This window comes from Mesonia sp. K4-1, from assembly GCF_008017825.1.
Taxonomy (GTDB): domain Bacteria; phylum Bacteroidota; class Bacteroidia; order Flavobacteriales; family Flavobacteriaceae; genus Mesonia.
On the sequence record NZ_VRLS01000037.1, the window covers coordinates 13,191 to 33,414 of the forward strand.

The following is a 20,224-nucleotide window of genomic DNA, read 5'->3' on the forward strand; positions in this document are numbered from 1 at the left end:
CTATGAAGACTTTTATAGAAGAAACCTTAGATACCTTACTGTCTAATCCCGATTTTAATTTTGAAAAAACCACGTTTATCTTGCCGAGTAAAAGAGCAGGAAGTTTTTTAAAAGAAAAGATTAAGAGTAAAGTGCATACAACTATTTTTATGCCAGAGGTTTTGAGCACCGAAGATTTTATTGCGCAAGTTACTCAGCTTATTCCCTTAGATAATACAGGGAGTATATTTGAGCTTTATCAAACTTATGTGCAAACTATAGACAAAGAACATCAAGAATCTTTTGATAGTTTTTATGCTTGGGCACAGACCTTAATTTACGATTTTAATGAAATCGATAGGTATTTAATAGATGCCGACCATTTTTTTAATTATCTCTCTAGAATACAAGACATTAATCACTGGTCTAAAAGTGAAAATCAAACCGATTTAGTAAAAAATTATTTATGGTTTTGGAAGCAGCTACCCGAACTTTATAAAAACTTCACTCACCGCATTATTAAAGATGGGAAGGCGTACCAAGGTTTAATGTATAGAGAAGCTTCAGAGAAGATTGTTTCATATTTAGAAGAAAATACACAAGACTATATTTTTATTGGTTTTAATGCTTTAAATACAGCCGAGCAGAAATTAATTCAGTATATACTAAAACAAAATCGAGGAAAAATATTTTGGGACCTCGATGAGGTTTTTTATCAGAACCCTAATCACGAAGCTTCTTTGTTTGTTCGTAATTATGTGAAAAAATGGGACTACTTTAAAGAGAACCCTTTAAAAGATTTACCGAGAAATTATGAGCAGCCTAAAAATATCCAGCTTACAGGAATTCCAAAAAATATAGGACAAGCAAAATATATAGCACAAATTTTAAAAGACCTTCCAGCAGAAGAAATCAAGCAAACGGCAGTCGTGCTTAATGACGAAAGTTTATTACCTGTTTTACTTAATTCTTTACCAGAGAATGTAGAGAAGATAAATATTACGATGGGATTGCCTTTGGGAGATACTCCTTTAGCTTCCTTATTTGAGAGTTTATTTAAAATACAAGAACGAGAAGAGGATCAGCTTTATTTCAAATGGGTTTTAGAAGTTTTAAAACATCCATTTGTGTTGCAAATATTTGCATTAGAAAGCGAGCAGCTGCAAAAAGAAATCATTGTCTCCAATCTGGTCTTTATTAGTTTAGATAAAATTAAATCGGTAGAGAATTCCGCATTTAGCGAATTTTTAAATCAAGCTTTTCAATTACATCAATCCACCAAAAGTTTTATCCAAGCCATGCTGAATATTATTCAAGTCTTGCGAGGAAAAGAGGTTGATAACTATGCTTTAGAAACCGAGTATTTATTTCATTTTAATGCGCTATTTGTTCAGTTAAAGAATATTTTAGAAGAGCAAAGTACTGTAGATCATATTAAGGTGTTGTATAAAATTTATAGAGATAGTTTAACGACCAAATCTTTAGATTTTGCAGGTTCTCCTTTTGACGGTTTACAGCTTATGGGAATGTTAGAAACAAGGGTAATTGATTACAAAAATGTGATTCTTACATCGGTTAACGAAGGTGTTTTACCTGCAGGAAAAAGCAGTAATTCGTTTATTCCTTATGATCTCAAAAAAGAATATGGTTTGCCTACCTACAAAGAAAAAGATGCAGTATATACTTATCACTTTTACCGATTAATGCAACGTGCTGAGAATATTCATATTTTATATAACACCGAGCAAGACGGACTTAATGCCGGAGAAAAAAGTAGGTTTATTACCCAGTTAGAGGTCGAGAAGAAATTAGAATCCACTTTTGTTAACCCTAAAGTGCCTTCTTTATCGAGCCAACTTTTAGAAATAGAAAAAACTCCTGCGGTAATTAAAAAGCTAGAAAAACAAGCCGCTTATGGGTTTTCACCCTCTGCTTTGACTACCTATATTCGAAATCCTTTAGATTTTTACAAGCGTTATGTATTGGGGATAAAAGAGGAGCAAGAGGTAGAAGAAACTGTTGCTGCAAATACGTTGGGAACGATTATACACGATAGCCTTGAGCAGATGTTTCTTCCATTTGTTGGGAAAGAGATCTGTAAAGAAGATGTGGAGAAACTTGTTAAAACCAGTGATGATGAGGTTTTGAAACAATTTAAAAAAGTATATAAGAATGCTCCAATTCACAAGGGTAAAAACCTATTGATTCATGAGGTGGCTAAACGTTATTTACATAATTTTTTTCAGTTTCAGAAAAATGAATTAACACAACATTCGGTTCAGATTATTAGTTTAGAAGCCGAAGAGAAAATACAAGTAGAGATTCCGCAGCTGCAAACTCCCGTTTTTATCAAAGGAAAAGTAGATCGCCTAGATTCCCTTGACGGAATTAAAAGAATTATAGATTACAAAACAGGAAAAGTAGAAGCAAAAGATGTTACCATCAAAGATTGGGATTTGCTGGGAACCGATTATAAATTCAGTAAAGCATTTCAAGTTTTATGTTATGCGAAAATGATTTTAAAGGACGAAGATTATGATAAAGCTCAAGGCGGAATTATTTCTTTTAAAAATTTAAAATCAGGTTTTTTGGAATTAAAACAAGGGAAAGAGACCTTAATTAGTAATGAAATGATGATTCAGTTTGATGAAGTATTACAGAATTTAATTCTCGAAATTCTCAATCCTGAAATTCCGTTTAAAGAAAAAGAAGTATGATAAGAGAAAAGAATTTTAAACTAAAAGGAAGTAATGGTTTACCAATTGTCATTGATGCATTTTTTAAACCCAATCAATCTCCAAAACCTGTCGTTGTTTTTTGCCATGGTTATAAAGGATTTAAAGATTGGGGAGCTTGGAATTTAGTAGCCGAACATTTTGCTGAAAACCATTTTTTCTTTGTTAAATTTAATTTTTCTCATAATGGAGGTACACCTGAGCTACCAATAGATTTTCCAAATCTAGAAGCTTTTGCACAAGATAATTATACCAAACAGCTGTACGATTTACAGTGTGTGATAGATTGGTTGCTCAACGATAATCGATTTGCTGCAAATATTAATACTCAGAAAATACATTTAATAGGTCACAGTAGAGGTGGCGGAATTGTTTTATTAAAAGCCAACCAAGAAAAAAAAGTAAGTACGGTCACCACCTGGGCAGGAGTTAGTGATTTTGCTTCTCGATTTCCCTCGGGAGAAAAATTAACCCAATGGCAAAAGGATAAGGTCTATTATGTGGAAAATGGAAGAACTAAGCAACATATGCCCCATAATATTCAGTTTTATGAAGATTTTATAGAACATAAAGAAGATTTAGACATTTCTAAAGCGGCACGAAATTTAAAAATTCCGCAACTTATAATTCATGCCAAAGGAGATACTTCCGTAAAGGTAAAGGAAGCCGAACAACTACAAGAGTGGAATCCGAAAGCAAAAATGTTTTTATTAGAAGAAAGTAATCACGTTTTTGATACCCAACACCCTTGGGGAAAAGATGAAATGAGTGCGAGTTTGAAACAAATAGTAAATAAAAGTATTCAATTTATTAAAAACAATTAGATGGAATCTCAATATCTTATTCTTGTAGGTTCGTTGTTGTTGCTTATGAGTATTTTGGCAGGTAAAACTTCTTATAAATTTGGAGTGCCAACCTTAATTTTATTCCTTTCCGTTGGGATGCTGGCAGGATCTGAAGGAATCTTAGGAATTAATTTTGATAGTCCTAGTTTTGCACAGTTTATAGGAATAATTGCCCTTAATGTCATCTTGTTTTCAGGAGGGTTGGATACTCGTTGGAAAGCTGTAAAACCTGTGGCCGCAAAAGGATTTTTGCTATCTACACTCGGTGTTTTTATAACCGCAGGAGCCGTGGGAGGTTTTACGTATTACTTATTAGATTTTACACTTATTGAAGCATTTTTACTTGGCGCTATTGTATCTTCTACAGATGCTGCTGCGGTATTTTCTATTTTGAGATCTAACAATATCAATTTAAAGTATGGGATTAGACCCATGCTCGAGTTAGAAAGTGGAAGTAACGACCCAATGGCTTACTTTCTTACCACCTTATTTACGGGGATGGTCGTAGCTCAAGAATTTTCTTTAACCTCTTCTGTTTTAGATTTGGTTTTACAGCTTGCCATAGGTGGAGTTTCTGGATATTTTTTAGGGAAAGGAAGTAAGTGGCTTATTAATAAAATCGCTTTAGATTTTGAAGGCTTATACCCAGTTTTAGGTTTAGCCTTAAGTTTTATTATTTATTCCTTTACGGAAGTGATTCACGGTAATGGTTTCCTAGCCGTATATGTATCTTCGGTTTTGTTAGCGAATAGCGAATTGGTTAAAAAGTATGCTTTACGTCAGTTTTTTGACGGTTTTGCTTGGTTAATGCAGATTATACTATTCTTAACTTTAGGATTGTTGGTATTTCCTTCTAGAGTAATTGATATTCTTCCTATTGGTTTAGCGATTGCCTTGTTTCTCATATTTGTAGCTCGTCCCTTAAGTGTTTTTATAAGCCTAGCTTTTTTTAAATTAAATATAAGGAGTAAACTATTTATCTCTTGGGTGGGATTACGAGGAGCGGTGCCTATTGTTTTTGCAACTTTCCCGATGGTAATGGGATTAGAAAAAGCCGATTTAATCTTCAATATCGTATTTTTAGTCACCTTGGTTTCTATTATGTTGCAAGGAACTACCATCAACAAAATGGCTCAATGGCTTGGTGTGCAAGATAATGAGGTGAAAACTTTAAAGAAGGCAAGAGCATTTGAGTTTTCTGAAGATTCAAAAACTGAAAGTGCCGAAATTTATATCTCTTCTAACAGTAAAGTTATTGGTAAAAAGATTCACGAATTAGATCTGCCAAAAGATAGTTTGGTGGTAATGATCATTAGAAAAGCGAAATATTTTGTTCCATCTGGATCCACAGAATTGAAATACGGAGACACTTTACAGGTGATTTCAACGAGTACTAAAGATTTAACTAAAATGGCTCAGGATTTTGGATAAATGTTTTACATTAGCCACTCCATTGGGGGATTAGCTCAGTTGGCTAGAGCGTTTGGCTGGCAGCCAAAAGGTCATCGGTTCGACTCCGATATTCTCCACAAAAAAACCTGCTAAATTATAGCAGGTTTTTTTTATAAAAATTTAATAAAGCTTATCCCACAATATTATCTTTGTTATAGCCTAAATACTCCACTTCTTTTTCAGTAAATTCAATTCCATTTTCAGCTAATTCTGCTAAAATAGGCTCGTAAACTTCTTTGCTAATTGGTCTTAAAACTCCAGGAGTAGTAATTTCTTTGTTTAAGATCTTAACAGTTGCAATTGCTACAGGTAAACCTACAGTTTTCGCCATTGCAGTATAAGTTTGGTCTTCACCAATATGAACCATGGTAGAGTCGATCTGTTTTTTCTTTCCGTTAAGTTCATATCCAAATTTATGATACATTACAATCATGTCTTTATCATCTTCCGCTAAGGTCCATTTGTCTTCAAGAATTTTTTGGAGCGCTTGGGCAGGTGTTGCATCTTTAATTCCTATCTTTTTCTCGGTGTTGAAAATATCAAGTTCCAAAAGTTTTTCCCACATCAAATCATCTTGATCTATTTTAAGGGAATAACGCATTTTAAGCTCTACAGAATCTGTTGGGGAGTAAGGGAGAAATGAGTTTACAAACTCTCTATAACTCATATTTTCTGAGTTTTGCATAAAGTAAGTGTCATCGGTCATTCCTAATTGAACAAACATATTCCATGCTTTACTAAAGCCTACTCTTCGTAGAGTTCCTCTATATAAAGTTTTTATACTGTCTAAGCCATAAACGCTTTGGTAAGCAAGAGAGTTTCTGTTGGCAAGTCCTTCAAATTTTCCGTAACCTTCAACTTCCAAAAATTCGGTTCTTCTAAAAAGTCGGTGATAGGGAATATATTTATACTGTCCTTCTTGCATAAATTCTGCAGCACCACCTTGACCCGCTACTACAACATTTCTAGGATTCCAAGTAAACTTATAGTTCCATAAATTGGTATCGCTCTCTGGAGCTACTAAACCGCCAGTAAAAGATTCAAAAAGCAATAGCTTGCCGCCATTCTCTCTAATTTTATCAATTACCTGCATGGCACTCATATGATCAATGCCTGGATCGACACCAATCTCATTCATAAACACTAAACCCTTATCTTTTACAGCTTCATCTAGAGCTTCCATTTCTTTGCTTACGTAAGAAGCGGTAACCATATTTTTCCCAAATTCTACACAATCTTTAGCGACTTCTATATGGAATCTTGCGGGAAGCATTGAAATAACAATATCTGCATTTTTAATAGCTTCTTTACGTTCTTCTTCCTTAAAAATATCTAGAGAAATTGCTTTGGTGTTTTCATGATCTCCAGCAAATTTTTGAGCATTTTCTATAGATAAATCTCCAATAGTTAAGAAGAGTTTTTCTGAAGTAGATTTTTCTTTTAAATATTTAATGAGGGAAGAGGTAGATTTTCCTGCTCCAATAATTAATATGTTTCGCATCTTAAATAGTTGTTTAAATTTGCAGTTATTCTTCAAAGTAATTAATTAATTACCGGTAAAAAAAATAATAGATGCATAGAAAGTTGTTAATTTTAGGGAGTGTAAGTGGATTTTTGGCAGTAATTCTTGGCGCTTTTGCAAGTCATGGATTAGAGAAGGTTTTATCTGTGAGTGAATTGAGTACTTTTGAGGTGGGAATTAGGTATCAGTTTTATCATACGCTATTAGCGATCCTTTGCGGAAGTATTTCGGCGTTAAGCGAAAAAAGTAAAAACACTATATTTTACTTAATTCTTATAGGTGTGATTTTATTTTCGGGATCAATTTATGGTTTAGCTACCAACATTCTTTCTGTTTTCGATTTTAAAACCATTGCCTGGTTAACTCCTGTTGGGGGCATATTTTTAATTTCTAGTTGGTTAGTGTTGTTTTTTAACGTGCTGAAAATGAAAAAGAAATAAAAAAACTAAGTAATCCTATATTTGTTTGGTATTATTTATATTTTTGTTCTAAAGAACACAACAAATCAATTTTATGGTGGAAAATAATAAAACCACGAAAGCGTTTTCATTAGAAAACTACGGAATAAAAGATACTAAGGCTCACTATCAACTATCTTCAGAAGAGCTTCACAAAATCACAGTAGAAAAAGGACAGGGCGTTGAAGTAAGTTCAGGTGCTTTGGCAGTCAATACAGGAGAGTTTACAGGAAGATCTCCTAAAGACCGTTTTATTGTAAAAGATGAAGTGACTAAAGATGAAATATGGTGGGGGGATGTAAATATTCCTTTCGATCCAGAAAAATTTGATCAGCTATATGATAAAGTAACCGAGTACCTTTCAGGGAAAGAGTTATACGTAAGAGATGCTTACGCTTGCGCGGATGAAGAATATCAATTAAATATTCGTGTAATTAATGAGTACCCTTGGAGTAATATGTTTGCTCACAATATGTTTTTGAGACCTACGGAAGAAGAATTGAAAGACTTTACTCCAGAGTGGACGGTTGTAAATGCTCCAGGCTTTATGGCAGATCCAGAGGTTGATGGAACAAGACAGCATAATTTTGCAATCTTAAATTTCTCTAAGAAAATAGCTTTAATTGGTGGAACTGGTTATACTGGGGAAATTAAAAAAGGTATTTTCTCTGCTTTAAACTTTATCTTACCTGTATTTAAAAATACATTGTCAATGCACTGTTCTGCTAATGTGGGAGATGATGGTGATACAGCAATTTTCTTTGGTCTTTCAGGAACAGGAAAAACAACTTTATCTGCAGATCCAGAAAGAAAATTAATTGGAGATGATGAACACGGATGGACGAAAGATAATAAGGTGTTTAATTTTGAAGGTGGTTGTTATGCAAAAGTAATTAACCTTTCTAAAGAGAATGAACCAGATATCTTTAATGCGATCAAACCGGGAGCCATTCTAGAAAATGTCATTATTGATGATAAGGGAGGTGTAGATTTTGAAGATGTTTCAATTACACAAAACACGAGAGTAAGTTACCCTATATACCATATTAACAATATTCAGCAGCCTTCTGTAGGAGAAAATCCAAAGAATATTTTCTTTTTAACGGCAGATGCTTTTGGGGTATTACCTCCAATTAGTAAGCTAACGCCGGGTCAAGCTGCTTACCACTTTATTAGTGGTTATACAGCAAAAGTAGCAGGAACAGAGGCAGGAATTACCGAGCCAGTACCAAGTTTCTCTGCTTGTTTTGGAGCGCCATTCATGCCATTACACCCAACACGCTATGCAGAAATGTTAAGTAAAAAAATGCAAGATGCAGGTGTAAACGTATGGTTGGTTAACACAGGATGGACTGGAGGTCCTTACGGAGTTGGTTCTCGTATGAAGTTAAAATACACAAGAGAAATGATTTCTTCTGCTTTAGAAGGTAAATTAGATAAGGTAGATTATATAACGCATCCAATTTTCGGATTAGAAATGCCAAAAGAGTGCTTAAACGTTCCTTCTGAAGTTTTAAACCCAAGAGAAACTTGGAAAGATAAAGAAGCATACGATGTGAAAGCAAATGAATTAGCATTATTCTTTAAAAACAATTTTAAGATGTTTGAAGATAATGCAAGTGAAGAAATATTAAAAGGCGGACCTATTGTTTAGGTTTTTCTTTTAGAAATATTAAAAATCCGGTTGAAAAATTCAACCGGATTTTTTTTTGATAAAAAAATATAGCCTAGTTGATATCAACTAGGCTATATTTTTAACTTGATATTTGGTAAACTACTTCTTGTTTTGCTCCTTTATGTACTTTTCTAAAGCCATAGTCATAGAAGGGGTTTCTGGGGTAGGTGCTTTAATATTAGCAACTAACCCGTGTTCTTTCGCAGCTTTTATGGTAGAATTTCCAAAGACAGCAATACGTGTATTGTTTTGTTTAAAGTCTGGGAAATTCTCAAAGAGAGATTTTATTCCGCTAGGACTAAAGAAAACAACAATATCATAAAACACTTTTTCTAAGTGTGATAAATCACTTACTACTGTTCTATAAAAAATACCTTTTGTCCAATCTACTCCTAATTTATTTAATTCTTTAGGGATATCTGGCTTCAACATATCAGAAGAAGGGAGTAAGAATTTTTCTCCTTTATACTTTTTGATGGTTGGAGACAATTCTGCGAAAGTTCTCTTACCAACATAAATTTTTCTTTTTCTGTAAACTACATATTTTTGTAGATAATAAGCAACAGCTTCACTCAAACAGAAGTATTTTAAAGTATCGGGCACTTTATAGCGCATTTCTTCTGCGATTCTGAAAAAATGATCTACTGCATTTCTACTTGTAAGAATAATGGCTGTGTATTGAGTTAAATCAATTTTTTGCTGTCTTACATTTTTTGAAGAAACTCCTTCAACGTGAATAAATGGTATGAAATCAATTTTTACTTTTTGTTTTTCTTCAAGTTCAGAATATGGAGAATTTTCAACCTTAGGCTCTGGTTGAGAAATTAAAATTGTTTTCACTTTCATATGCGTACAAATTTAGAGTTTTGAAACTTAGCTTTTATGTAATTACTTTATATAAAATAATATACGGTGCTATTTCAAGGGTGCAAAGGTACAAAATAAAATAAAACGAATACTTAAAAACAAGTTTTTGGTTTTTTAAATAATATTTTAATAGAATAAATAAATTTAATAAAAGGTATAAGAGTGTAGATATAATAAGGGTTATAGGGCTTGGAGTCCAGCTATATATAAAGATCAATAAGATGGGAAATAAGGTGAAAGCCAGTAAGTTTTTATAGGTAATCTTATAAAAAATATAATTATCGATCACTTTATCTATCGTAAAAATAGAAGCGATGATTTTTTCTACAAGGTATTTTATTCCGATAAGGACATTTAACAGAATAAAAATCTGAAGAAAAAAAAGGAAATTATATTCAACATTTAAAATTCCGATTACTTTAAACAAGGTGAAAAGTCCTAAAGAAAGGATAACACTATGGGATAAGTAAATAATAAAACTAAAAAAATTAAAGACCGATGGTTTTTTTTGGTGTGAGGTAAAATACTTACCCGAGAAGAAAAGATTTCTAAAATCGGTAAATTTTTCAGGATATAATTGATTGCTAACTAATACTAAGACTAAAACAAATAAAAAGGTTAAAGTAACCCAATTGTTATGCTCCATATTTCTTACAATCACTTCCAAAGTATAGAATTTTGAGCAAAGTTAAAAATTAAATAGCTAGGATTTGCTAAAATTTTGAGGTTAAAAATAGTTACATTTGCCAAAAAAAGAGAATGCCCCAGCGCTTAGTAATTATACCTACATATAATGAAATTGAAAATATAGAGCGTATTATTCGCAATGTGTTTTCACAAAAGCACGATTTTCATATTTTAGTTGTAGATGATAATTCACCAGACGGCACAGCCTCTTTAGTTTCATTATTACAAAAAGAATTTGATAATAAACTCTTTCTAGAAGTTAGAAAAAATAAATCGGGTTTAGGGACAGCTTATATTCATGGGTTCAAGTGGGCTTTACAAAAGGATTACGAATTTATTTTTGAAATGGATGCCGATTTTTCTCACAATCCAAACGATTTAATTCGTTTGTACAATAGTTGTGTTAAGGAAAAAGCAGATGTTGCTATTGGGTCGCGATATGTTAAAGGTGTAAATGTAGTTAACTGGCCCATGAAACGGGTTTTGATGAGCTACATGGCCTCTAAATATGTAAAAGCTATTACTAGAATGCCAATTCAAGATACTACGGCAGGGTTTGTGTGTTATCGAAGAAATGTATTGGAAAAAATTAATCTTAATTCTATTCAATTTGTGGGATATGCTTTTCAAATTGAAATGAAATTTAAAGCTTACCTATTAAATTTTAAAATTGTTGAGGTACCTGTTATTTTTACTGACAGAACTCGTGGAGAATCAAAACTGAGCAGCAATATTATCTCTGAAGCTGTTTTTGGTGTATTAAAAATGAAGTTTAAAAGTCTATTTGGAAAAGAAGTATGAAAAAGATACTAATAAAAAATGCTAAGATTGTAAATGAAGGCATCGTTAGAGATGGAGAAGTTTACATTGAAGATGATATCATTAAAGAAGTAGCAGACATTATAAGTGTAAAATCTCATGATGTTCAAGTTATTGATGCAGAAGGGCAATACTTATTGCCAGGGGTAATAGATGATCAAGTTCATTTTAGAGAACCAGGATTAACTCATAAAGAAGATATCGCTTCGGGTTCAAGAGCTGCTGTAGCAGGAGGAATTACTTCTTTTATAGAAATGCCTAATACCAAGCCGCAAACCACCACGATAGAACTGTTGGAAGAGAAATTTGCCACAGCAAAAGAAAGCTCTGTTGCAAACTATTCATTTATGTTTGGTGGTACTAATGATAACCTTGAAGAGATAAAAAAAATTAATCCTAAAAACACGGCTGCTTTAAAGTTGTTTTTAGGATCTTCTACGGGGAACATGTTGGTAGATGATGAAAAAACATTAGAGGAAATTTTTAAACATTCTCCAGTACTTATCGCGGTACACTGTGAAGATGAACAGACGATAAAAGATAATTTAGCTAAACATAAAGAAGAGTTTGGTGATGATATTCCTATGGTTTATCATCCAAAAATTAGAAGCGAAGAAGCTTGTTATTTATCGTCTTCAAAAGCGGTAAAACTTGCAAAGAAAACTGGAGCACGATTACATGTGTTTCACTTAAGTACAGCAAAAGAATTAAGTTTATTTGATGGAAAAAAACCATTAAAAGACAAAAAGATAACAGCAGAAGTTTGTATTCATCACCTATGGTTCAATAACTCAGATTATGAACAAAAAGGTACGAGAATAAAATGGAATCCTGCCGTTAAAACGGAAAAAGATCAAAAAGCATTATTTAAAGCATTGCTAGAAGATAAACTAGATGTAATCGCAACAGATCACGCTCCTCATACTAAGGAAGAAAAAGATCAGATATATACCAAAGCACCAAGTGGCGGACCCTTAGTGCAACACGCTTTGCCTGCGATGTTAGAATTTTATCATCAAGATAAAATCACATTGCCTAAAATTGTAGAAAAAATGTGTCACAATCCTGCCATTCTATTTCAGATAGGAAAAAGAGGTTACATTAAAGAAGGGTATAAAGCAGATTTAGTTTTAGTAGATTTAAATGCTCCATGGACCGTTCAAAAAGATAATATTTTATATAAATGTGGTTGGTCTCCATTTGAAAAAACCACATTTAAATCTAGAATTACCCACACATTTGTGAATGGAAAACTAGTATATAAAAACTTTAAAGTTTTAGAGGTTAAAAATGCAGAACGCTTAATGTTTGATAGGTAATGAAAATCAAATTTCTCATCATTTTCGTCGTTATTTTAGGAGCTTGTCAAAATGTTAATAAAGCACCAAAACCAGATAATCTTATTCCTGAAGATAAGATGGTTGATATTTTGGTTGATCTTCAGCGATTAGATGCAGTTATTCAGAAGAATGACCAACAGTTCGAAATGAGAAATGTAAAGGCTAAAGATTTGATTTTAGAAAAATATCAAGTTGATAGCTTGCAAATAGCAAATAGCAGTAATTATTATGCAGAAGATTTTTCAGTAAATGAAAGCATTTACGAAAAAGTAAAAACTATACTTGAAGCTGAAAAGAAGTTAGTTGATAGTTTGTATGCTAATAAAAAAACTGAAATGGAAAAAGTCAAAGCTAAGAAAACAACAGCAGTCGATAGTCTCTAATTATTAGTATCAATATAATACTTAGAGACTCTTTTAATGGTTTTTTCTAAAGGGGTAAACTGTAAGTCTACCGCTTCTTCAATCTTAGTAGTCTTATAAAAGGTCTCATTAAAAGCTGCTTTTATAGACAATTTAGTGATTTCTTGTGGAGTTCCTAATAGCTTTCTTCCTATCGATTGAAAAATCCATCCTAGACTGATCATCCAAGATTTTATTGGTTTTTTAGGAGCTTGGCACTTTAACTCTTTAGCAATTTGTTGAAGAATTACCTTAAAAGATAAGTTCTCTCCAACCAAAATAAAGCGTTCTTGTTTAATATGAGAAGTCATAAGGCTAACCATAGCTTTAGTAACATCTTTTACATCTACAAAGCCTGTTATTAACGAAATGTAATAGCTTAACCCTTTTTTTACTTTACTGAATAATAATCCGCTGCCGCTTTTCCAAAATCCCTCTCCAATGATAATTCCCGGGTTAACAATAACCACATTTAAACCTTCTTGAGAAGCTCGCCAAACTTCCATTTCTGCCCCATACTTTGTAATTGAATAATTATCGTATTTTTTTTCGTTGTTACGAGGAGAAACTTCAGTAACCATTTTTTTATTTAACTCACTCCCCAAAGTTGCGATAGAACTTACATGACAAAATTTCTTTACGGAATGTGACAAAGCCAAATTCACCATATTAGAGGTACCTTCAATATTCACTTTTCTCAGCTTCTTATATTCCTTTTCAGAAGGATTATAAGAGATGTATCCTGCACAATGATAAACTTCGTCAATTCCTTGAAAGGTATCAGATAGTTGTGGGATATTTTCTAGGGTAGCATTAACCCATTCAATTCGCTCTAATTGTGAGGCAGTATTAGGGTAGCACGAAAGGAGTAATTTTTCTACGTAAATTACTTTTTCTTGAGACCTATAAATAGCTCTTATAGGTTTGTTTAATTGTAAGAGTTGGGCAAGAAGGTGACTCCCTACCAAACCTGTGGCGCCAGTAACTAAAATCATACTGTAAATATAGCGAAATCCTTATAGGAAAATTTTGAGTTTCCTATATCTTTGCGCTTTGCTATAATTAAATAATAAAGCCATGACCAAAAATTTTGTACAAGAAATAACTTGGAGAGGAATGTTGCATGATACCATGCCAGGAACAGAAGAACATTTACAAGAAAAAATGCGTGCAGCATATGTAGGGATAGATCCTACGGCAGACTCCCTTCATATTGGTCATTTAGTAGGGGTGATGATGTTGAGACACTTTCAGTTAGCTGGGCACAAGCCTTTTGCTCTTATAGGTGGTGCAACAGGTATGATTGGAGACCCATCAGGAAAATCTAAAGAAAGAAATTTGTTAGATGAAGAAACTCTAGCACACAATCAGGCAGCTCTTAAAAGTCAGTTAGAGCGTTTTTTAGATTTTTCTAAAGACGAAGCGAACGGAGCAGTTTTAGTGAACAACTACGACTGGATGAAAGATTTTAGTTTTCTAGAATTTGCGCGAGATGTAGGAAAACACATTACCGTAAATTATATGATGGCAAAAGATTCTGTAAAAAAGAGACTCTCATCGGAATCAAAAGAGGGAATGAGCTTTACGGAATTTACTTATCAATTATTGCAAGGCTACGATTTTTTACATTTGTACAATCAGCATGAATGCACTTTGCAAATGGGGGGAAGCGACCAATGGGGAAATATTACTACGGGAACAGAACTCATAAGAAGAATAGGAAACGGTAAAGGTTATGCTCTTACCTGTCCCTTAATTACAAAAGCAGACGGGACCAAATTCGGGAAAACCGAAGGAGGGAATATCTGGCTAGATGCCGAAAGAACTTCACCTTATAAATTTTACCAATATTGGTTAAATACCAGTGATGACGACGCTGCTAAATATATTAAGATTTTTACATTTTTAACTCAAGAGGAAATTGAAAACTTAATAAAAGAACATCATGAAGAGCCGCATTTAAGACAATTGCAAAAGAAGCTTGCCGAAGAAGTAACTACAATGGTGCATTCTAAAGAAGATTTAGAGAATGCCATAAAAGCTTCTAATGTGTTATTTGGTAAAAGTACTGCAGATGATTTGAAGGCTTTAAATGAAAAAACCTTTCTAGATATTTTTGAAGGTGTTCCACAAGCAGAGATTAAGCATAGTCTTATTGAAAACGGGATGGATATGATTGCAGCTTTGGCGGCTGAAACCAATTTCTTGAAAAGTAACGGTGAAGCAAGAAGAGCACTTAAAGAAAATTCTATTTCAGTAAATAAAGAAAAAGTAAAAGAAGATTACACCATTACTGAAAAAGACTTGATAAGTGGAAAGTACATTATCATTAATAAAGGAAAAAAGAATACCTATATTATTAAAGCGATCTAAATAAATTAAAGTTCGTTAAAATAGATAAAAACAGAAACCCCAAGCATCACACTTGGGGTTTCCTACTAACTAACCAATCTATTATGAAAAAACTTTCATCTTAGCACTTATTAAGACGTAATAAAAATAGTTTAATTACAGCTTAGGCTGAATTTTAACATAATTATAATACCATTAAATTACAGCCTCTAACATCACTGGCATCAAACCTTCCTAAAATCTCAAATTGATTGTCATCAATTTTTTTTCCTAAATCTTGAGTAGCAATAAATGAGCAAGAATCTACATTTGCCAAATCAATTATATTTAAGCCTCCAGTTTTTTGCTTAGAAAGTAGGCTTAAAGGATCTTCAGAGTCACGAATGAGTATATCCATATGATTAGGGCAAGAAAAGATACCATCACCTTTAGAGTAGGCTTGCGAAAGTAATTCGGTCATTCCATATTCACTGTGAATTTTATCCACTTGAAAAGCTTGGGCTAAAATTTCGTGTAATTCAGTTCTAATTATTTCTTTTCTTCTTCCTTTCATTCCTCCCGTTTCCATTACAATGGTATTTTTTAGCTGAAGCGGAAATTTTTCTGCTAAATCTAATAGGGCAAAAGAAACCCCAATAAGTAAGGTTTTAATCCCTCTTTCTTCTAAATCTTGGAGCGTATTCGCAAGCTCTTTTAAGTTGTCTAGGTAAAAGCCACTTTCCTTATACTTACTTCTTTTTATAAAATCATTTGCCATATAAACTAAAGAAGATCCTTTTCTTTCTAAATAGGCCGGTAATAAAGCAAGAACGGCATAATCTTCTAAGTTGCCATAAAATTGCTGAAATCCGTTAAGGAAAGATGTTTCATAGATGCTAAGATTTTTTACGAAATGCCGACTTACTTGGCTACCTGTGGTTCCGCTGCTTGTAAATGTCTCTTCATAATCTGAATCTTGAGAGATAATTTTTTTTGTTTTAAAGAATTCTATAGGTAAAAAAGGAAGCTCCTGTAGGGAATGCACTGTAGATATGTCTTTATTTAAATGATGGCAAAAGTTTTGGTAAACCTTATTATGTTTATATTGATATTGAAAAACTTCAATGGCTATAGCTTCAAACTCTTGTTTGTTTTGAATGGAGAAAATACGTTCGATTAAAGACATGGTAAGTATTATGTACTTTGCAAAAATAAAAAAAGCGCCTCTATTATGAGGCGCTTTAAATATGAATTAAATGAAAGATTACTCAATCACTAATTTTTTAGTAGCTGATTTTCCTTCAACAGAAACTTTTACTAAATAAACACCGCTAGATAAATTAGCTACATTTAAAGTAGAGTTAGTTAATGTTTGAGAAATTACTTGCTTACCTAAAAGGTTGTATACTTCTACTGCCGCAGCTTCGTTAGAAGCAGTTTCGATAGTAACTAAACCTGTATTACTTGGGTTAGGGTAAATACTTACATTTGTTAAAGTATTGCTGCTAGCCGATAAGTTTGCATTAAAGTCATTTGAATCTCTTGGGAAAATTTGTGGAGTCACATCTGTTCCATTATCAAATTGAGAAGCAATTCCTACAATGTTCGATAACTGAGTAGTTGGGATAACTTGTCCAATGTAATCAGCATCAAAAAACTGAGTTCTCATAGTTGTAGTTTCAGAACCATTAGAGATGACGTAATTTGTACCTGTAGCAAAAGTTACAGTACCATCAGCATCAGTTAATGACACATTTAAGAAAGCGATCAATTCAGACTCATAATCTTCAGAGTTTGCATTAAAATCTGCAATAGTAACCGTTTGTATAGTTAAGTTGTTTCCAGTAGAAGTTGCAGCACCTGGATCAGACTCAGGAATAAATTGCATTACACCATTAAATTCAGATAACTCACCTGTTATTCCAGTGATTCCATCACCTACAGCATATGTAGTAGTAATATTTCCATCATTATCATCTATTAAGATAGCAGCAGTTGCATCTTGAATATATTTTTGACCTCTAAAAGTTTGCTGATAAGTTAAAAATGCTTCACCTGTAAGCGTGTATTTGTCACCTAAAGTACCTTGTCTTAAAGTAGCGATATCTACTACATTTGTTGAAGGTTCACATTCAGGAGATGTTATACTTCCTTGAATATTACAATTTGCACTTGTAATTGTATAAACTACATCTGTACCTTCTGTTGCGTTAACAATAATTGTTCCTGTTGCGCTTGTTGACGGATCATCAGAATTAGCAACATCTATAGTTCCTCCTACAACGGTTGGAACGTAAGTTTCTGTTCCTCCTCCTGTAAATGAAGCTACAATAGTATAAGTATCTGAGTTAGCTCCAGTAGTTTGTGTATCACAAGTAATACTAGTAACTGTAATTACTAATGGGCAAGCTACTGTACCAGGTGTAAATGTTCCAATTCCTATAATAGACTCAAAACTACTTCCTCCTTGACATAGTCCTTCTCCATTTAAATCTCCATTATTGAAAGTCCAATCCCCAGGATTAAAAGAGCCGTTAGCTGTAGTTCCAGCATTTCTTTTAGCATAACCATCTTTATACTCCCAAGTTTCACCAGTACCATCTACACCACTTGCGCCGTATTGATCAACAGCTGCGGTTGGGTTACTGTCTAGAATTATTCTCACTCGATCATTACCATTAAAACTCATTACAGATGAAGTAGTGCTTAAAGTGTTTGTAGCACTTGGATATTCCGTTGCAAAAGTTGGATCATCCGCATGGATGTATACAAAATCATCAGTTACAGTTCCTAAACCAGAAAGGTTAAACGAATTTCCAAAACCAGTATTTCCATTCGTTTCATTCTCTAATGAATATAAAGAGAAATCTACGGTTCCATCTGCATAAACTTCTAATACTTTAGGATTTCCTCCAGAACAATCTCCGTCAGAGATCATAGTAATAATTGGTGTTTGTGCCATTGATGCTAAAGCAATCAACATACATGACATTAATAAAGTAATTTTTTTCATAATAAAATGTGTTTTTATAATACGGTCAAAGATACAAAGATGTAAAATGAAATTTTAGAATATCTTTGATTATTTATGTGTCTTAACTATAAGATAATAGATAATATTTAATAAAAAGCCACTCTAATAGAGTGGCTTTTATGTATAAAAATGTATGTTTATTAATTTAATGCCCACGCAAAAGTAGAAGCATCTACGGTAGCTGCTGCATCATAATTCATAGAAGGGTCTGCGTCTACGCCGTCAATTTGTACATTTGATAATGGTCCATTGTCAGCCATGTCAATAGTTGTATCATACCCATTCAAAGATAATCCTGTGATGGTTGCACCAGATTGAGCTTTAAATTGTAATGCTTTACCACCAGCTTGAGATACTGCAGTAAAGTTGGTGATAGTTGGATTGTTATTTGCTCCATCTGCTTCTAATGCAGTAGAAAAATTGCTCTCTGTATGTAATACATAAGTATTGGTTAAAGTTCCGTTCCAACCTTCTGTCCAGTCAATAGCATCATCTTGCAAATCTTGAACATAAACATTTGTTGCATTTACAGATCCTCCAAAAAATTCGATACCATCATCTTCACCATCAATAAAGGCAACATTGTTGATAGTCGTTCCAGAACCAACAGCATATAGTGTTAATCCATTATATTGAGAATCAGCGTTAATTTGTGCACCAGATTTTTTGATGATTAAATACTCGATAGAACCAGAGTTATCTGCATTGTCATTACCACCATAAATAAGACCGCCCACTTCTGCAGTTGCATCTGTACCAGCAGTAGTAACAGCGTTTCCTAGTAATAATAAACCTCCCCAAGTTCCTTCTGTTGTAGGAGCCATAGTTACTGGGTTACTTTCTGTACCTTCAATGAAAATTTGACCTCCTTTTTGAACAGCAATATATACATCTGTTCCTATTCCTGTTTCAATAGTTGTCCCAGCTGGTATGGTTAAAGAAGCTCCGTTTTCTATGCTTAAAATTCCTTGTAGGTTATAAGTGATAGAAGCATCTAAAGTAACATCAGAAGTAATAGATCCGTTAAGTAAGTTATCACTACCTGCATTAGCAACCCAAGCAAAGTCAGCAATGTTTACTGTGGCAGGACCTGTGTAAGCATTAGCTAAGTCTGCCACTTCACCGTTAATTGATACGTTTGCTAAAGGTCCATTGTCAGAAAAATCTAAAGAAGTTTCATAACCGTTTAGGGATAAACCAGTGATAGTTGCTCCCGATTGTGCTTTAAATTGTAAAGCTTTTCCACCTGTTTGAGAAACAGCTGTAAAATTTACGATAGTTGGATTATTGTTAACTCCGTCGGCTTCAATTGCCGTAGAGAAATCACCTTCACTATGTAAAACATACGTATTGGTTAAAGTTCCGTTCCAACCTTCAGTCCAATCGATAGCATCATCTTCTAAGTTTTCAACATATACATTAGAAGCATTTACACTACCACCAAAGAACTCAATCCCGTCATCAGTTCCGTTAAGGATAGCGACATTATCGATGGTTGTTCCAGATCCTACAGCATAAAGTGTTAAACCATTATACTGTGAATCAGCGTTAATTTGAGCTCCAGACTGCTCGATGATTAAATATTCGATAGAACCAGAGTTATCAGCATTATTAGAACCACCATAAATAAGACCGCCTACTTCTGCAGTTGCATCTGTACCAGCAGTAGTTTCAGCATCACCTAAGATCACTAAACCTCCCCATTCTCCAGCTCCTGTAGGTCTCATCACTACTGGAGAGCTTGCAGTACCTTGAATATCTATTTGAGCTCCTTTTTGTACAACCATATATACATCTGTACCTGTACCAGTTTCGATAATTGTTCCTGCAGGAATAGTTAATTTATTACCTTCTTCAATACTTAAGATTCCTGTAAGGTTATAGGTTACTGAAGCATCTAATGTTGTGTCTTCAGTGATCATTCCGTTTAACTCTGCAGATGGAGTTGAACCTTCGTCATCAGAGCTAGAAGAAGAGTCATCGTCACTACTACAGCTAATTGCTGTCATACTCAATATTGCAACGGAGCATAAAATAGATAAATTTTTAATTGCTTTTTTCATTTGTTTAGTGTTTAAA

At 33.5% G+C, this 20,224-nt stretch carries 16 protein-coding genes and 1 tRNA gene; 10 read left to right on the plus strand and 7 right to left on the minus strand.

The genetic code is table 11. The features are described from left to right. Positions 1–2 precede the first annotated feature (2 nt). The 4 genes from FT986_RS05950 to FT986_RS05965 all read left to right on the plus strand — a co-directional run bounded on the left by FT986_RS05950 (position 3) and on the right by FT986_RS05965 (position 5,088). Complete coding sequence (locus FT986_RS05950; RefSeq protein ID WP_147864292.1) at positions 3–2,696, plus strand: PD-(D/E)XK nuclease family protein; 2,694 nt, start codon at positions 3–5, stop codon at positions 2,694–2,696. Beyond that, on the plus strand, positions 2,693–3,538 hold the full coding sequence (locus FT986_RS05955) for a S9 family peptidase (protein WP_147864293.1): 846 nt from the start codon (positions 2,693–2,695) through the stop codon (positions 3,536–3,538). Before FT986_RS05950 ends, FT986_RS05955 begins: the two co-directional genes overlap by 4 nt. Continuing rightward, complete coding sequence (locus FT986_RS05960) at positions 3,539–4,990, plus strand: potassium/proton antiporter (protein ID WP_147864294.1); 1,452 nt, start codon at positions 3,539–3,541, stop codon at positions 4,988–4,990. 24 nt (positions 4,991–5,014) lie between these two features. Then, a tRNA-Ala gene (locus FT986_RS05965) sits at positions 5,015–5,088 on the plus strand. A gap of 53 nt (positions 5,089–5,141) precedes the next feature. Here FT986_RS05965 and FT986_RS05970 read toward each other — a convergent pair. Continuing rightward, positions 5,142–6,512 (minus strand): saccharopine dehydrogenase family protein, encoded by a 1,371-nt coding sequence (locus FT986_RS05970; RefSeq protein WP_147864295.1) that lies wholly within the window; start codon positions 6,510–6,512, stop codon positions 5,142–5,144. A 71-nt stretch (positions 6,513–6,583) separates the two neighbouring features. On the opposite strand from FT986_RS05970, the gene FT986_RS05975 reads away from it, so the two are divergent. Further along, positions 6,584–6,973 carry a DUF423 domain-containing protein gene (locus FT986_RS05975; RefSeq protein WP_147864296.1) on the plus strand — a complete coding sequence of 130 codons (390 nt, stop codon included), beginning with the start codon at positions 6,584–6,586 and terminating at the stop codon, positions 6,971–6,973. Positions 6,974–7,046: 73 nt separating this feature from the next. Further along, a complete protein-coding gene (gene pckA / locus FT986_RS05980; RefSeq protein WP_147864297.1) occupies positions 7,047–8,645 on the plus strand; it encodes a phosphoenolpyruvate carboxykinase (ATP) in 1,599 nt (532 codons plus the stop codon). A gap of 120 nt (positions 8,646–8,765) precedes the next feature. Here the strand turns inward: pckA and FT986_RS05985 are convergent, their stop codons facing one another. After that, on the minus strand, positions 8,766–9,512 hold the full coding sequence (locus FT986_RS05985; protein ID WP_111539522.1) for a uroporphyrinogen-III synthase: 747 nt from the start codon (positions 9,510–9,512) through the stop codon (positions 8,766–8,768). A 34-nt stretch (positions 9,513–9,546) separates the two neighbouring features. Beyond that, complete coding sequence (locus tag FT986_RS16300; RefSeq protein WP_370451139.1) at positions 9,547–10,179, minus strand: DUF4271 domain-containing protein; 633 nt, start codon at positions 10,177–10,179, stop codon at positions 9,547–9,549. 113 nt (positions 10,180–10,292) lie between these two features. On the opposite strand from FT986_RS16300, the gene FT986_RS05995 reads away from it, so the two are divergent. The 3 genes from FT986_RS05995 to FT986_RS06005 are packed head-to-tail and all read left to right on the plus strand — an operon-like array spanning position 10,293 to position 12,762. Next, positions 10,293–11,021: a polyprenol monophosphomannose synthase gene (locus FT986_RS05995; RefSeq protein ID WP_147864299.1), complete on the plus strand. Its 729-nt coding sequence runs from the start codon at positions 10,293–10,295 to the stop codon at positions 11,019–11,021. Beyond that, the gene (locus tag FT986_RS06000) at positions 11,018–12,358 is read left to right on the plus strand and encodes a dihydroorotase (RefSeq protein WP_147864300.1); all 1,341 of its coding nucleotides are present in this window, start codon (positions 11,018–11,020) and stop codon (positions 12,356–12,358) included. The genes FT986_RS05995 and FT986_RS06000 overlap by 4 nt, the downstream gene beginning before the upstream one ends. Continuing rightward, positions 12,358–12,762: a DUF4296 domain-containing protein gene (locus FT986_RS06005; RefSeq protein ID WP_147864301.1), complete on the plus strand. Its 405-nt coding sequence runs from the start codon at positions 12,358–12,360 to the stop codon at positions 12,760–12,762. Before FT986_RS06000 ends, FT986_RS06005 begins: the two co-directional genes overlap by 1 nt. Here the strand turns inward: FT986_RS06005 and FT986_RS06010 are convergent. Next, positions 12,759–13,775, minus strand: a complete 1,017-nt coding sequence (locus FT986_RS06010) for an NAD-dependent epimerase/dehydratase family protein (RefSeq protein WP_147864302.1) — start codon at positions 13,773–13,775, stop codon at positions 12,759–12,761. The two genes, FT986_RS06005 and FT986_RS06010, sit on opposite strands and share 4 nt — an antisense overlap. A gap of 82 nt (positions 13,776–13,857) precedes the next feature. On the opposite strand from FT986_RS06010, the gene tyrS reads away from it, so the two are divergent. Further along, the gene (gene tyrS, locus FT986_RS06015) at positions 13,858–15,153 is read left to right on the plus strand and encodes a tyrosine--tRNA ligase (RefSeq protein ID WP_147864303.1); all 1,296 of its coding nucleotides are present in this window, start codon (positions 13,858–13,860) and stop codon (positions 15,151–15,153) included. A gap of 163 nt (positions 15,154–15,316) precedes the next feature. Here the strand turns inward: tyrS and FT986_RS06020 are convergent, their stop codons facing one another. From FT986_RS06020 to FT986_RS06030, 3 genes are all read right to left on the minus strand, one after another. Continuing rightward, positions 15,317–16,297, minus strand: a complete 981-nt coding sequence (locus FT986_RS06020; RefSeq protein WP_147864304.1) for an acyl transferase — start codon at positions 16,295–16,297, stop codon at positions 15,317–15,319. 78 nt (positions 16,298–16,375) lie between these two features. Further along, positions 16,376–18,124, minus strand: a complete 1,749-nt coding sequence (locus FT986_RS06025) for a T9SS type A sorting domain-containing protein (protein WP_147864305.1) — start codon at positions 18,122–18,124, stop codon at positions 16,376–16,378. A 161-nt stretch (positions 18,125–18,285) separates the two neighbouring features. After that, on the minus strand, positions 18,286–20,208 hold the full coding sequence (locus tag FT986_RS06030) for a hypothetical protein (protein ID WP_147864306.1): 1,923 nt from the start codon (positions 20,206–20,208) through the stop codon (positions 18,286–18,288). Between the last annotated feature and the right edge of the window lie 16 nt (positions 20,209–20,224).